The organism is Candidatus Zixiibacteriota bacterium (assembly GCA_018820315.1).
GTDB lineage: Bacteria > Zixibacteria > MSB-5A5 > JAABVY01 > JAHJOQ01 > JAHJOQ01.
This window is the reverse complement of sequence record JAHJOQ010000060.1, coordinates 1-15,515: the sequence shown is the minus strand read 5'-3', so window position 1 is coordinate 15,515 and position 15,515 is coordinate 1. Positions and strand designations below refer to the sequence as shown.

Below are 15,515 nucleotides of genomic sequence, written 5' to 3'. Positions count from 1 at the left end.
GAGTCGTGAGATCCAAAGATCTGCCGTCAACAGCAGCGTCACCTTGATGCTGGATAGTATGGAGTAACGATCGCTGTAATGAGACCAGAATCTGTCGACAGACTGAAATCAGAAGGATGGGTCCAGCGATTCACAGCGTCTGGCTCCCGTCTGCAGGAAGCGATCGAGAACTACCGTACGCTGGGATATGAGGTCAAGACAATTCCAGTCAAGGAGCTCGATCAGAATGACTGCTCTGTCTGTTTTGAAGACGAGAATGATGATACGGTAATGATTTTCACAAGAAAAGAGTCGCATCACAAATAGATGACTGATGGTGATTAATGATTCGACACGATATGTCAGTGGCTAAGGCCTATCGAAATATTACTTTGAACAGGACAGAGGCACCCAGGATCTGCCGGGCAGGCCCTAATCGAGGCGTCGAGGTTTCTTGAACAATGCAAACAAGAAGTGTCCGTTTTAGCGCAGCAGTTATGGTTGCGAGTGACCGGTCATTCGAAGGAGTGCGTTCTGATAAGACCGGACCTGGATTGAGGAAGTATCTTCAGAGTCTGGGGTATGATGTGGTCTTCCTGGATATCGTTCCGGATGACAGACAATCTATTGTATCAGTCTTACAGAAGTGGGTCAGCGAGGATATGATCAACGTGATACTGGTATCGGGAGGTACTGGTCTTGGCCCCAGAGATGTCACACCAGAGGCGACTCTCGAAGTTATTGAGCGGCGTATCCCGGGGATGGAGGAGGCGATGCGAAGGGCATCCTTAGAAATAACACCTCACGCAATCCTATCAAGAGCCGTGGTCGGCTGTGTCGGCAACAGTCTTATCATCAATCTCCCCGGGAGCCCGAAGGGCGCGATGGAGAACCTAAAAGTCATCGAACCGGCTCTGGAACATGCGCTGGAGCTGATAACTGGAGGATCGCCGGACCCATGATATCGACTCGGTATACGTGGAAAATCGGCGGATAAGGATGAAAAGGAAGAAACTCAGCCATATTGGTGAAAAGGGAGAGGTTCGTATGGTGGATGTCAGCGGCAAACCGAATTCTGAGAGATGCGCCGTCGCGTCGGCAGAAGTACGGATATCGAAAGAGCTTCTCCAGGAACTGCAGGAGAATACTCTCGATAAGGGAGACGCCCTGTCGGCGGCCCGTATAGCCGGCATCCAGGCTGCTAAGAGGACATCGGACATTATTCCGCTGTGCCATACGCTGCCTCTGACGTTCATTGCGGTTGATCTGAAGCTTGTGGAATATCCTCCGATGGTGAAAATTAGGGCGGAAGCCCGTACCCATTACAAGACCGGTGTTGAGATGGAGGCTCTCGTTGCGGTATCGACTGCCGCATTGACTATCTATGATATGGGAAAGGCTATCGATAGAGACATGACTATTGAATCGATCCAGCTGGTGGAGAAGAGCGGCGGGCAAAGCGGCAACTGGAGCAGGGAGGATGCCAGTTGAAGAACCGGTCTCCCGGACCCACCACCGAAAGTACTTGCCATCGCAGGCAATCTCAATTAGTATAACGTGTTGATATCGGCCCGGGTTAACCAGAAGATATCGGGAAATCCTCGATAGTGATCTTAACGGGCTTGAACATTCAGCATGGACAATGACAAGAACCAGAGGAGACAGCGATGATTGAGGTTGCTCCGATGTTTGCCAGAGCCAGGGTTCCGTACGGCACTTGGGGCAGTAGCTTCTTCCCTGCCTGGCAAACGACCGCTTTGGCGGAGGTTAATATTGGACAGTTTGCCGGTGAGGCGATGAACAGGATTATGGGCATACGGAAGGTCCCAACCAGTGTGCTTGAGTATTTAATCATCGGATCGACCATTCCGTGGCACTGGAAATTCTGGACCGCCCCGTTGGTGGCGAGTTGTCTCGGTCGCAGGATTCCCGGATATCACATGGAACAGGCGTGCGCAACTGGACTTCAGGCCGTTATCTCCGCAGCCGCTGAGATACAGACCGGTGCGAACGACGTTGTGGGCGTTCTTACATTCGATCGGACGAGTGACTCACCTGTTGGTGTTTTTCCTGAGCGGCGGGCATATGAAAGAACGATGGCACTCAGCGACGTCTGGGATAATTTCGGTTTCGATCCTGCCACAGGCAGGGCAATGATTGCGTGTGCCGGCATGGCAGCGCGAAAGCACAGGAGTGATCGCAGAGAAGTTGACGAGTTAGCTTTCTACCGCTATGAACAGTATTTCAAGGCGAAAGACTCCGGGTTTCTTGACAGAGTCCTTATTCCTCTTGATGTGCTGAATATTCAAGGTCGTCACTTAGGACGGATCGACTCGGACGCAGGTGTTCGTCAATTGTCGCTTGACGGGTTGAGAGCGATGCACGAGCTCGATACCTGTGTGACAGCCGGTACTCAGACTCATGCCTCAGACGGGATGGCCACCCTGCTCGTAACCAATCAGGAGAAGGCACGTGAACTCAGTCCCCGACCCGAGATAGACATTCAACTCGTGGCCAAGGCCGAGATAAGGACCCTTCCTAGTCTCATGCCAGAGGCTCCGGCCCTTGCCGTGAAGAAGCTGCTAAGCAAGACAGTTCTGACGATGGATGATATGGTAGTGGTCAAGAACCACAATCCGTTCGCGGTCAATGATGTCATTTTCGCTAAGCTGCTGGAATATGACTGGAAGAAGATGAATACAACCGGTTGCCCGCTGGTCTGGGGACATCCTCAAGGACCGACGCTGACAAGAGTAGTAATCGAAGCTCTGGAAGAGGCGGTTTCACTGGGCGGTGGCTACGTGCTGATTTTGGGCTGTGCTGCCGGTGACATTGCTATTGCAGCTATCTTCAAGGTGAATGACGGAGGGAGCCAGAGATGAAATCACTAAGGCAGCCAACTCTCGAGACATTGGGGCTGGGTACCGTCCTCGATATTTTCCGGCGTGGGCAGATGCCTGCGACGGCCGGAAACCTTGTAGATCAGATTTTTGGTGAATCCGGTAATCGCGGAGCGATGGTTATCTCCGGCGCAAACGGAATAGTCGGAGCTGGAAAGACCATGCAACTCGGTTCCAGATTGCTGCCGTACGGCGTCACGATGATCGGTCTGGATTTTCCCGGCGCATCAGATGGCATTGGCGATCAATACCAGGGATTGAGAGCCTCATTTGGGCAGGAAAAGGCTGACAAGATCATGGCGAATGTTATCAGGATGAACTATGACGGTCGGCAGCTCCCATCTGAGCTAAAAGGATTTCGCCCCTGCTTTCTTTTGGAAGCGATACCTGAAATACTCGATATCAAGAAAGCCCATTACGGGATTTTCAGAGAGACTTTCCCCGCCATAGAGATTCGTTCGGTAACGTCAGGATTCCCAAGCTCTGAGTTGGGCGTAGGCATTGCCCATCCGGCTTTTCCTCACCAAATCAACAAAGTGTGGGAGATTGTGGAACCAAGTGCTTCTCCAGCTACTCAGCTTTTTTGGGCGCTGGGTATGATACCAACACCTGTCAGCGATCACTGGTCTTTTGTTCTGGATGTTCTCTTTTGCGGTTTGACCCTTGCGGGATTGAGGTATCATCGGGCTTCCAACATGCCTTTCTGGAAGATTGACAAGTTCGTCCGAAAGCAGATCGGACCCAATCCATTCCGTGCGCATGATGCTATCGGCGCACAGGGAGCCAACTTCCTGACATGGTCGTGCCTGCATCATCTGAGCGAAGAATACGGGGCACTGTTCACTCCGACTCCCGAGTTGGATGAACACAGAGAAAGCGGGCAGAACTGGTATCCTTTGAACCATTTCAGGCCATTGGTTGATTGGTCGCTGGGCGACGATGAGGAAGCTGATTTCCAGAGTTGGATACTCGGTCCTGTGATCCAGATGACCAGCCTGATGCTGCACGAGAGAAGGTCGCACCTGTCCCACATTAACGCTATCGGTGAGTTGTGTGCCCAATTCCGCCCGGGGATTCTGGCATACATCCGAGGACTGGGAGCGGACTCCGCAATCAAGAAGGTTGAATCTTATCACACGTTGCATCCCGAGGCAGCTGGATGCTGCTGGTATCCTGATGCGTTCAGCCAGATCGAAGGACAGGAATGGCAACAGCTTTATGTCAATGCTGAACACGATGGAAATGTGGGCGTTATTACGATTGGCCGGGAAAGCTACAACAGCGATGTTGACGCTGAAGTGAACCGAGCTATCGATTGGCTGCTGAACGACGGAATTGACCGCGTGATTGTTACCGGCGATTTTCATCTTGCATCGCAGATGGTCGGCGCCGATACGAGCGAGTTCTTCCCTGCTCTCAGCAAGGCGGAGAAAGGCTTGCAGATTTCGAGCACATGGTCGCGAACGGCAAGACGATTCGAAAACAAATTCAAGGTTTCGGTCGGTTTCATAAACGGTAAGCGCTGCCTGGGAGGATTCCTGGAGTTGCTTTTGCATTGCCATTATCTTGTCGCAACGGAAGGCAGCACCTTAGGCATGCCGGAAGTAACACTGCCCGTTGTCCCCGGAATGGAAGGATGTCACTGGCCGTTCAGGAAAACTCGCTCCGAGGACTGGCCCAAACTCCTGAATCTGTTGCTGACCGGAAGACCGGTTAATGCCGGAGACGCCGTCGGCTGGCTGGTGGACTTCGTGGGATCTATGGAAGATTCACTGCAAACCGCCTGGAAGATAGCAATGGAGGGAGACCAGGGTCCAATCCAGCGGAGGAAAGTAGCGAAGGAAGCATTGAGTGGGATGCCGACAGAAACTAGCCTGCCGAATGCCAACAACCCTGCGATAGACGCAGCCCGAAAGGCTATTATGGACTGCATCCGGGAGTCATGTAACTCTTCACTTGCTGAGGCGCTTGACGTGCAGGCAAAGCACTCTGCCGGGTTCATGAGTTCCCGCGTTTGCCAGAAGGGTGTCATCGGTACGGAATGCGCGAAGATCATGAACGTTTAGAGATGTCATCGGAGTTAGCGATGGGTGAGGAAAAGAAAGCTACCATAAAAAAGATTCAGGCTACCGGCCAGATGAGAAAAATAATGGCCGACTACTTCTATGAATTGGACGCTGCTGCCCGCGATGACTCGCAAAAAGTCGCCTGGTGTACAAGTGTCGGACCCGCCGAGTTGTTATTGAGTCTGGGATTTCGTGTCTATTATCCGGAGAATCACGGAGCCATGCTGGGAGCCACGCGGATGGCTACCAACTGCATACCGGCCGCCAATGCTATTGGTTACTCCCCTGATATATGCTCATATCTTACAAGCGATGTTGGAGCTTATCTGAGAAAGGAAACCCCGCTTACGCGAGCTTATGAGGGAATCGAGGGTTTGCCCAAACCCGATGTGCTGGTATTCAACACCAATCAATGCCGCGATGTCCAGGATTGGCTCTCCTGGTATTCGAGGGAGTTCCAGGTTCCCATAATGGGAATCTCCTCATTCCGGAATATCGGCAAGATCACCGATGAAGTCCTTGAGGGCATAGTCCAACAGATAAAGGATATAATCCCTCCTCTGGAGAAGATTTCAGGCAACAAGTTCGATATCGACAGATTCCGAGAGGTTGTGGCCTTGTCCAAGAAATGCAGCGCATCATGGAAGAAAGTCCTGGAAACTAACATGTCGGCTCCGGCTCCTCTCAGTTTCTTTGACGCGACGATACATATGGGACCTGCTGTTGTCCTGAGGGGTTCTGAAACCGCCGTTGAATACTACGAGCTGCTTCTGAAGGAATTGGAGGAAAGAGCCAAGAATGGTGTGGGAGCGGTTGAGGGCGAGAAATTCCGCCTCTACTGGGAGGGGATGCCAATCTGGGGCAAGCTGAGAGACATGTCAGAGTTTTTCATCGGGTTTAACACAGCTGTAATCGCTTCTACCTACTGCAACAGCTGGATTTTCGAGGCCTTCGACCCGGCTGACCCGATTCTGAGCATGGCCAGGGCCTATACCGAGATATTCATTGTAAGAGACGAGAATTTCAAGGAGAAATACATCGAAGACATCGTCAAGAGGTTCAAGCTGGATGGAATTCTCTTCCATGATGCCAAGACGTGTCCAAACAACTCCAATAATCGCTATGGCATGCCCGAGAGGCTCGAGAAGAGACTTAACATTCCTACGGTAACCATTAATGGCGATTTGAATGACCTGCGCTGTTTCTCCGAAGAGCAGGCTAAGACCAATATCGAAGCCTTTATAGAGCAATTAGAGACTAGTAGATGATATCTATGCCATGGACATGTGTAAACGGTTTTGAAGAACTTTTTTGCAGGGATTGATATAGGCGCCTCCACTACTAAGGCGATCATTATCAACGAAAAAAAAGAGATTCTCGGCCATTCGGTAAACGATTCCGGAGCTGATTTTGAATCTGCAGCCGACCAGGCCTTTCGGACAGCTCGTAAGAAAGCCGGCTGTCTGGACATGGGCGAATGTACTACAGTGACAACTGGATACGGGAGACGAAATGTTCCGTATGCCGACGACACAAGAACCGAGATAAGCTGCCATGCCACCGGCAGCTTCCACTATTTTCCCCGCGCCCACACCTTGATCGACATCGGAGGGCAGGACAGCAAGATCATAAAAATCAATGATGCCGGAAAGAGAACCAGCTTCAAGATGAATCGGAAATGTGCTGCTGGCACCGGCGCGTTTCTCGAAGAGATTGCAAATCGTCTGAAGATTGAGTTGGGGAAACTCGATGGGCTAGCTCAAAAGGCGGGAAATAGTATTCAAATCGGCAGCTATTGCACTGTATTCACCGGTACCGAAATCCTGGCCAAAATAAGAGAAGGCATCGACGTGGCGGACATCATAAAGGGCATTTTTGTTTCAGTAATCAAGAGAGTCCTTGAGATGGACTCAATGAATGGAGATATAGTGATGAGTGGAGGAGTGGTGGCCCACAATCCATACCTTGTTAAGATGTTTGAAGAGAGACTGGGAAGGGAAATTTCCGTTCCCCCGCTTCCGCAGTTGACAGGCGCGTTTGGTGCGGCTCTGTACTCTTTAGATACCAGAGGAGGTCAGAATGCTTGACGGTTTATTCAAACCCAGATCAGTGGCGATTATCGGCGCTTCAAATAACCCCTTGAGTATCGGCCACATCGTAATCCAGAACCTTGTTGACCATGATTTCAAAGGCCCCATATATCCTATCAATCCAAAATCAAAGGTCATCAAAAGCTTCAGGACGTATCCATCTGTGGGCGATGTGCCGGATGAAATAGATCTTGTGAACATATCCATTAAGAACTCTCTGGTTCCCGCTGTCCTCGAAGACTGTGGCAAGAAGGGTGTGAAGTTTGCCATTGTTCATACGGCCGGCTTCAAAGAGGTAGGCGAAGAGGGGCTCGCACTCGAAAAGCAGATAGTCGAGATTGCACACAAGTACGGAATGCGCATCTACGGGCCCAACTCCCAGGGAATTCAGAATTCCGATCCATCCGTATCGATCTATGCCAACTTCACTTTTGTGCCGATGACACCCGGGAACATCTCAATAGTAGCGCAGAGTGGAGGTGTTGGCGAGACATTGAAACTGGAGCTTCATCGCATCGGTATCGGAATAAGGATGTACTCCAGCTTCGGGAATGAAGCTGATGTGAGTATGAATGAAATCATTGATTACTTTGGTCAGGACGAAGAGACCAAAGCCATCATGGTACATATCGAGACACTCAAGGATCCCGCCGGTTTTCTCGAAGTCGCCAGCAGGGTTACCAGAAAGAAGCCTATCTTGGCTTTGAAGACTGGAAAGACATCCGAGGGAGTCGCGGCTGTTGCTTCACATACCGGCTCCCTGCTGGAGCAGGAAACATTGTCGGATGCAATCTTCGAGAAAAGCGGTGTCATGCGCTTTCACTCTCAGCAGGAAATGGTTGAAGCCGCCATCTCCTTCTCAACACAGCCGATCCCGAAATCTGAGAATATCGTCATTGTCACGAATACCGGGGGACCGGCAATTATTGCTGTCGATGAATGCATTTCATCCGGCCTGAAATTGGCGAAGTTGAGTCCCGATACCGGAAAGGCGCTAGGGGAACTGCTCTTCTCCGAAGCAATTGTCTCCAACCCGGTCGATGTGATTGCGACTGCCGGTGCTAAGGAGTATGGCGGAGCTGTCGAGCTTCTCCTGAAAGACCCGAATACGGATTCGCTTATTCTCTGTTTCGTCACGCCTCCTTTTGTCGACTGCGAAGCTGTGGCTCGCAAGCTTGCTGAGATCGGAGCGACTGCTGAAAAACCGATCATTTGTATAATCCTCACTATTGAAGAGAAATTCGGTGAAGTTATTCGGTTAATCAGAGAAAGCGGCATTCCCGTATACAATTTCCCCGAATCAGCATCGAGAGCTCTTGCAGCACTGATCAAATATGGTCAGATTCTGCGGAGAGAAACCCCTGAGTATGTGGAGTATAAGACTGACAACGAAAAGGCAGCAGGGATCATGAGCCGTTACCGTGGTCAGGAGAAGTTCTTACCACAAGCCGACGTATTTGAGTTGCTTCAGTGCTACGGAATTCCGACCGTGAAATCCGTACGGATAGACACCGAGAAGGATCTTAAGAAGGAAGCGCAGAAGCTCAAGTATCCGCTGGTTTTGAAGGTCGATGCAGAAGGAATCGTTCATAAGTCAGATGCCGGGGGTGTTTGTCTGAATCTTGAGGATGAGGCTTCACTTCTGGACGCATTCGACAGAATGTCCTCGCAATTCAAAGAACATAAGCCCGGTTTCATTCTCCAGGAACACGTGGTCGCTGGCACAGAGGTGATCATGGGAGCCAAAGCAACTGCCGGTCTTGGGCCGATGCTTATGTTTGGTTTGGGTGGTATCTTTGTGGAGACTCTCAAGGATGTTCAATTCAGGCTGGCGCCGCTTTCACAACAGGATGCCAATTGGATGATCTCCTCGATCAAGGGGTACCCTATTCTACAGGGTGCAAGAGGGGCAAAACCGGCTGACATAGACAAGCTGGCTGAGACCTTAATGCGACTATCGCAGCTCTGCTCCGATTTCCCGGAAATAGACGAAATGGACTTGAATCCTGTCTTTGCGTTTGAAGAAGGAAAAGGCGTAGAAGTGGTTGATGCCCGCCTGAAAACATCAAACGCCGGATAAGAATGAGTTGACGATGAACTGGATTCCCCTGAGCATTGTCTGTTCGTACATCGTTCTCCTCTTTGCCATTACCTGGTTGACCCGACATCTCAGTCGAGGAGGGATGATAGCGTATCTATTGGCGGGACGCAATCTTCCATCCTGGGTTATTGCCCCTCTTCTGACTGGTCTGGCTGTCGGTGGAGCATCCACTATTGGCGTTGCGGAGCGAGCCTACAGTTCTGGAATATCAGCCGGGTGGTATAATGCCGCCTGGGCAGCAGGTGCACTACTGGTTGGCCTATTTGCAGCTCACCGTTATCGTCGATTGGAAGTCTCCACACTGCCGGAACTTTTTGAAAGACACTACAACGTCTCCGGTCGGGTAATCGGGGTGATCGGGCAGTTGGTCCTTCAGGTTGTCATCACATCCCTCCAGTATGTGGCCGGTGGTGCTATTCTTTCATCTTTGCTTCCCGAAGTATTCAGCTTCCAGACAGGGATGCTGGTTACTGCGATTGTCTTCGTCGGCACAACTCTGATCGGGGGTTTCTGGGCGGCAGGCATAACAAATATCATCAATGTGACGTTCATATACGCGGGAGTTGTCCTGGGAGCCATCATGGCGGTGGGCAAAGTTGGAGGAATCGGCGACATTGTGTCCAAACTCCCGCCTCAGCATCCCGGTTTCGATCTTGGGGCGATTGGTTGGGGTTTGATTATCGCGTGGTTTGTGGTTATGTGCACAACGGTTTTTTCGGTGCAATCGATCGTCCAGATTAGTTTTGCTGCCAAGGACGGTCAATCTGCCAGAAAGGGCTTCATAATGGGCGGCTTGATCATCCTGCCTATTGGCTTCGTCAGCGCATTGATTGGTGTTGCCGCGGCAGTTCTTCATCCGGGGATTGTTCCCACCGAAGCTCTTCCTCGCATGGTTCTGAGTCTGAGTCCGTTCGTGGCAGGTGTTATTCTTGCAGGGCTCTGGGCAGCCGATGTGTCGACCGCATCCGCCCTCCTGATTGGAAGCGCCACTTTGGTTGTGGGAGACCTGGTCAAGAGATTCGTGGCTCCTGGCCTCGATGAAAAAGGAGAGAGAGTTGTCTCTCGAATTTCGGTCCTGGCGTTGAGTGTTGTCACATATATTCTTGCTGTTTCGGTATCAGGCATCCTCAAGACATTGCTCATCGGTCTGACCTTGACCACCGCATACACTCTGCTGACATTGATGACTATATTCTGGCCTCAAGTATGCAGGCGTTCTCACGCGGTGTGGACCTTGCTTATGGCGATGGGAGCCCTTACAGTCTGGCTTACTTTCCCTCAGGTCCCCTCCTTCTTCAAGGAAGCGGGATTAGCTCACCCGATATTTCTCTGTTGGATAGTAAGTCTTGTGACGTTTCTTGTCGTGGCAGTGGTGGATAAAAGAAGAATACTAGTACGCAACTGAACTTCGGAGATAATTATGACAGAAAAATCCGATGATGCCCGGTTGCGCGTAGGCGTGATCGGTATGGGGCCCACTGGCTCGGGGCTGACGGCGCATTTCATTGATGCGGGAGCATTTGTTGTTCCGTGTGATATTGATCGTGAGAAGATCGATCTGATCAAGAAGGAGGGAGTCCGTTTAGAGAACACCATCCAGAAGGAAGTCAGTGTTGAGGAAGCATGCTATTCGGTTCAGGAGTTGAAAGAGTACGATCTTGATCTTGTTGTCGTGTCCGTGAAAACTCCAAACCTTAAGAAAGTGGTCTCCATCATCTCAGAGATTGTTCCGGAGGACGCATACGTAATGTGCGCCCAAAATGGTCTGGACAACGAACAGGAGGTGGCCGAGATTCTTGGTGATGACAGAACGCTACGAATGGCTGTGAATTTTGCCGGGAGTATGTCAAGTCCTAATACCGTGAATGTTATGTTCTTCAATCCGCCCAACTATATCTCAGCCTTGACAAAGAGAGGAGAAGCAATAGCAAACAGGATCGTCAAAATGCTTAACTCCGTTGATCTGAAGACAGAAGTCTCTGCTGACTTCCGAGATCATGCCTGGGAGAAAGCTATCTTGAATTCTGCTCTTTCCCCGGTCTGTGCAATTACCAAGCTAACGATGAAAGATGTCATGGACTCCCCTGATGGTCTGGCGCTTGTGAAGGCAATCATTGATGAATCGCTTCGCGTGGCCGAAGCCGAGGGGATTAGTCTCAAGAGAGATTTCCGCGAGTTCAGCATCAATTACCTGAAAGGCGCCGGATACCATCGCCCCTCAATGCTTGTAGATTTGGATAATGGTCTTCTGACAGAGATTGATTATCTGAATGGGAGAATCGCAGAGTACGGACGTAAGCATAACCTGCCCACTCCTGTCAACCAGACAATAACCTGCCTGGTTCACATGATGGAACACTCAGCGAAATGAATGCAATCATATCGCAAATAGAAGCAGAAGGTCACTGAAAACGAGATTGCAGTTGACACTCCACGTAATTATCCGTATGATGCTCCGAAGGAGATAATCATGGAAGAAATACGCGCTTATCAAATGACTGCGAAGGATAAGCCCTTTGAACAGGTTACTTTCCCAGTACCGGAAATCGGCGAGGGTGAGGCCTTAGTCGAGGTTGCCGGATGTGGCGTCTGCCATACCGATCTAAGTTTCTGGCATTACGGGGTTCCGACACGCCACGAATTGCCCCTTGTATTGGGACATGAGATCAGCGGCACGGTTCTCAAGGGACCCTCTGAATTCAAAGGTAAACCAGTCATTATTCCGGCAGTTCTGCCTTGCGGCGAATGTGAGTTGTGCAAGAAAGGACAGAGCAATATCTGCCAGAATCAGAAGATGCCGGGCAACGATTTCAATGGAGGGTTTGCCAGCCATGTCGTTGTTCCAGCCCGATACCTGACGTTGGTGCCTGATGCAGCTTTGGAGACTCATTCGCTGGCAGAACTCTCAGTCATTGCTGATGCCGTATCGACACCATATCAGGTCATCGTCAAGAGTGATCTGCAGGAGGGTGACTTTGCCATCGTCATCGGCGTAGGTGGCATAGGCATCTATGCGGCCCAACTAGCGAAGATTTTGGGAGCCAGGGTCCTTGCGATCGACATAGCGCAGGACAAACTGGATCAGCTTGCGGAGGTCGGCGTGTCAACCGGGTTGAATTCCAAAGGTCTCGATATCAAAGAGATAAAGAAGAAAGTGAAGGATGCTTGCAAGGAGTTGGGTGCGTCACCGTTCGGGTGGAAGATCTTCGAGATGTCTGGCACCAAAGCAGGCCAGGAATTGGCTTTTGCTCTTTTAGGTATTGCAGGGACGCTTTCCATCGTCGGATTCACTCTCGATAAGTTGGAAGTCCGTCTCAGCAACCTCATGGCTTTTGATGCAAAACTTATCGGTACCTGGGGATGCAAGCCTGAGCTCTATACCGATGTCATAAATCTAACAACTGAAGGTAAGCTGAAACTTAAACCGTTTACTGACACTTTCGGATTGTCACAGATTAACGACATATTTCAACAGACGTTAGAACATAAACTCTTGAAACGATCGGTCCTAATTCCTGACTTTTAGAGTGCCTATTTGCTTGGGTAACATATTCTGAGAGGTCAGGAATTGCAGAATGACAATATCTGTCAGAATAGGAGAGTAGAGAATGGGTATGAATATCGTTAGTCACGATTTGGTCGACGTAGAATTCAAAGAGATAATCTACGAGTTGCGGCCATGTCTGGATCTAAATGGCGATCCGGTCGATGGATTGAATAACGCCTGGATATCACTAAACAATCCCAAGCAATACAACTCATATACGACCGCCGCAGTCAAGGAAGTCATATTGGCATTTCGTAAGGCCTCGAATGACCGTTCAGTCGTTGCTGTTGTTTTTACCGCGGTGGGAGATAAGGCATTCTGTACAGGAGGCAACACCAAGGAGTATGCTGAGTACTATTCAGGCAGGCCGTTGGAATACAAGCAATATATGCGGCTTTTCAATGACATGATAACGTCAATTCTCATGTGTGACAAACCCGTTATCTGCCGTGTTAACGGGATGCGAGTCGCCGGCGGACAAGAAATCGGAATGGCTTGCGATTTCACTATCGCCAGTGATTTGGCTGTTTTCGGCCAGGCGGGCCCAAGGCACGGGAGTGCTCCGGAAGGCGGCAGTACTGATTTCCTGCACCTCTTTGTTGGGATCGAACGCGCCATGCAGAGCTGCACACTATGCGAGATGTGGACCGCCTACGAAGCGCAGAATTATGGGCTGATTACAAAGGCGGTCCCGGTACTCAAGGTGGATGACAAATTCGTACGGAATCCGCTGGTTATTACCGATCAATGGCTCGATGACTCCGGGGAAATCGTGTATGGCAGAACAAAATCGGGCGATGAGATGAAAGCGGGTAAGGAAACTCTGAAAGGCGGAACAATCGACCTGTCACCTCTGGACAAGTTGGTAGATTCTCTCTGTACGAAGATGATGTATTTGATGCCGGACTGCATTAACAAAACACTCAATAGTTTGAGAAAGAAGAAACTGGAACACTGGGACAGAAATCAGCAATCAAACCGCGACTGGCTTGGATTGAACATGATGACTGAGGCGAAAGCCGGGTTCAGAGCATTCAATGAAGGACCCAAAGGTAACCGGGAAGTCGATTTCATTAAGCTTCGTAAGATGCTCTCCGAGGGACATCCGTGGGATGAGGAACTCCTTGACGCCATATTACCGAGGTAGATATTATGTCTGACAGAATTCTAACTCAATCCTTGCACGACAACCAGGTCGTTAGACTGACGTTGAACGCACCCAAAGCGAATGTCTTAGATTCCGAGATGATGGCTGATCTGCAGAAGGCACTGGGCGATGTAAGCCAGCAGGGTAGCGTGAAGTTTCTGCAGTTCACCGGCGCGGGGGATCATTTCTGCTTCGGCGCAAGCGTCGCAGAACATACATACGACAAAGCTCCTCAGATGTTGAAGGAGTTTCACGCGTTGTTCTATGCTCTTGCAGACCTGGCTGTTCCAACGGCAGCGTTAGTGTCCGGCCAATGTCTGGGCGGTGGAATGGAATTGGCGTTGATGTGTAATTTCCTGTTCGTGGACAGATCTGCAAAGCTGGGGCAACCGGAGATCAATCTCGGTGTTTTCGCACCACCCGCCTCGTTGATACTACCGATGAAGGTAGGTCAGGCAAGAGCGGATGAACTTCTGCTGTCCGGCAAGATCATATCGGCGGAGGAAGCGGTGGCAATTGGGCTCGCCACAGAAGTATTCGATGATCATGATTCGATGCTGGCGGGCGTTGACGCATGGGTTGAGAAACATATCCTTCCCAAGAGCGCCTCATCATTAAGATACGCCGTTAGAGCTGCGCGAATGGAGTTTAATTGCGTCATTAAAGATGGACTCCAGAAACAGGAGCGGCTTTACCTCGATGAATTAATGGCCACGCATGACGCCAACGAAGGGATTCAATCATTCCTTGAGCGGCGCAAACCGGAATGGCAGAACCGGTAGCCGAGCTACAGCGCAAATCATGACCTCTGTCCATCCGGTGGAGACGAAGGGTTCTTCTGGCGATTGAGTTGACAAAGGTGAGTAGTAAGAACGTTTAGGTCCTAAGCCGCAGGATTGAGGATACGCCATGAGACTCAAGGAATTCAGCGCACAGAACTATCGCTCTATCACTACTGCCTATAATCTTCCCCTTTCTGAGTACACGGTTCTGGTAGGACCGAATAACGAAGGGAAATCGAACATCCTTCGCGCTTTGGGACTTGGACTGAAGTTGCTTTCGCGCGGACGAGCGGTAGCCACAACTCGGAGGAGTCGGATGCGGTTACGCTATCGTGAAATGGAAAGGTTTGACTATGACTGGATCCGAGATTTCCCCGTTTCCTTACAGGCATCAAAACCAGACTCTGGTACATCGCTCTATTTTACGTTTAAGTTGACGAAGGCGGACTTTCAAGACTTCAGAACAAGAGTCGAGAGCAATCTCCAAACAGACCTGAAGGTCAAACTTGATCTGGGCCAAGAGGACGCAGTGTTCGACGTAATGATACAGGGAAAGGCGAAGAAGTACCTTAAGACTAAAGCTCCTCAGATCGCGGAATTTATAGGCAGCAAGATACTCGTCCAATATATACCAGCAACGCGAACTTCGGAGATGGCACATGCAGTTGTAAACGAGCTACTTGAGGCTGAACTCGCCTCCATTGAGAAAAGCGAAAGTTATAAGAAGTCAATTCGAGAACTTGATGAGCTCCAACGTCCTGTACGAGAGCGCGTCTCGAAACAGATCGCCCAGACCATGGGGAATTTCATTCCTAACCTGAAGTCTGTGTCTCTAGCACCAGATCAATGTTCGTTACAACGCGCGCTAAGAGCAAGTGTACAGGTGATGATTGATGACGGTGC

Annotated in this window: 14 protein-coding genes; all 14 read left to right on the top strand. The window is 50.4% G+C overall.

The features are described 5' to 3' along the window. Positions 1-78 precede the first annotated feature (78 nt). On the top strand, positions 79-306 hold the full coding sequence (locus KKH67_05385) for a hypothetical protein (protein MBU1318615.1): 228 nt from the start codon (positions 79-81) through the stop codon (positions 304-306). 134 nt (positions 307-440) lie between these two features. After that, entirely contained in the window at positions 441-941 is a 501-nt protein-coding gene (locus tag KKH67_05380) for a MogA/MoaB family molybdenum cofactor biosynthesis protein (protein MBU1318614.1), read from the top strand. Between the two features lie 37 nt (positions 942-978). Then, on the top strand, positions 979-1,470 hold the full coding sequence (gene moaC / locus KKH67_05375; GenBank protein MBU1318613.1) for a cyclic pyranopterin monophosphate synthase MoaC: 492 nt from the start codon (positions 979-981) through the stop codon (positions 1,468-1,470). A 176-nt stretch (positions 1,471-1,646) separates the two neighbouring features. Then, positions 1,647-2,861 carry a hypothetical protein gene (locus KKH67_05370; protein MBU1318612.1) on the top strand — a complete coding sequence of 405 codons (1,215 nt, stop codon included), beginning with the start codon at positions 1,647-1,649 and terminating at the stop codon, positions 2,859-2,861. Further along, on the top strand, positions 2,858-4,945 hold the full coding sequence (locus KKH67_05365) for a hypothetical protein (GenBank protein ID MBU1318611.1): 2,088 nt from the start codon (positions 2,858-2,860) through the stop codon (positions 4,943-4,945). The genes KKH67_05370 and KKH67_05365 overlap by 4 nt, the downstream gene beginning before the upstream one ends. Before the next feature lie 20 nt (positions 4,946-4,965). Further along, entirely contained in the window at positions 4,966-6,213 is a 1,248-nt protein-coding gene (locus KKH67_05360; GenBank protein MBU1318610.1) for a 2-hydroxyacyl-CoA dehydratase family protein, read from the top strand. Between the two features lie 30 nt (positions 6,214-6,243). Beyond that, positions 6,244-7,032 carry an ATPase gene (locus KKH67_05355; protein ID MBU1318609.1) on the top strand — a complete coding sequence of 263 codons (789 nt, stop codon included), beginning with the start codon at positions 6,244-6,246 and terminating at the stop codon, positions 7,030-7,032. Further along, positions 7,025-9,115: an acetate--CoA ligase family protein gene (locus KKH67_05350; protein MBU1318608.1), complete on the top strand. Its 2,091-nt coding sequence runs from the start codon at positions 7,025-7,027 to the stop codon at positions 9,113-9,115. Before KKH67_05355 ends, KKH67_05350 begins: the two co-directional genes overlap by 8 nt. A gap of 13 nt (positions 9,116-9,128) precedes the next feature. Next, the gene (locus tag KKH67_05345; protein MBU1318607.1) at positions 9,129-10,541 is read left to right on the top strand and encodes a sodium:solute symporter family protein; all 1,413 of its coding nucleotides are present in this window, start codon (positions 9,129-9,131) and stop codon (positions 10,539-10,541) included. A gap of 15 nt (positions 10,542-10,556) precedes the next feature. Further along, positions 10,557-11,507: a ketopantoate reductase family protein gene (locus KKH67_05340; protein ID MBU1318606.1), complete on the top strand. Its 951-nt coding sequence runs from the start codon at positions 10,557-10,559 to the stop codon at positions 11,505-11,507. A gap of 99 nt (positions 11,508-11,606) precedes the next feature. Beyond that, positions 11,607-12,662 (top strand): 6-hydroxycyclohex-1-ene-1-carbonyl-CoA dehydrogenase, encoded by a 1,056-nt coding sequence (had, locus tag KKH67_05335; protein MBU1318605.1) that lies wholly within the window; start codon positions 11,607-11,609, stop codon positions 12,660-12,662. 82 nt (positions 12,663-12,744) lie between these two features. Beyond that, the gene (gene oah / locus KKH67_05330; GenBank protein ID MBU1318604.1) at positions 12,745-13,830 is read left to right on the top strand and encodes a 6-oxocyclohex-1-ene-1-carbonyl-CoA hydratase; all 1,086 of its coding nucleotides are present in this window, start codon (positions 12,745-12,747) and stop codon (positions 13,828-13,830) included. A gap of 5 nt (positions 13,831-13,835) precedes the next feature. Continuing rightward, the gene (locus tag KKH67_05325; protein MBU1318603.1) at positions 13,836-14,612 is read left to right on the top strand and encodes an enoyl-CoA hydratase/isomerase family protein; all 777 of its coding nucleotides are present in this window, start codon (positions 13,836-13,838) and stop codon (positions 14,610-14,612) included. 127 nt (positions 14,613-14,739) lie between these two features. Then, positions 14,740-15,515, top strand: a 776-nt coding sequence (locus KKH67_05320; GenBank protein ID MBU1318602.1) for an ATP-binding protein, incomplete at its 3' end; no start/stop codon positions are given.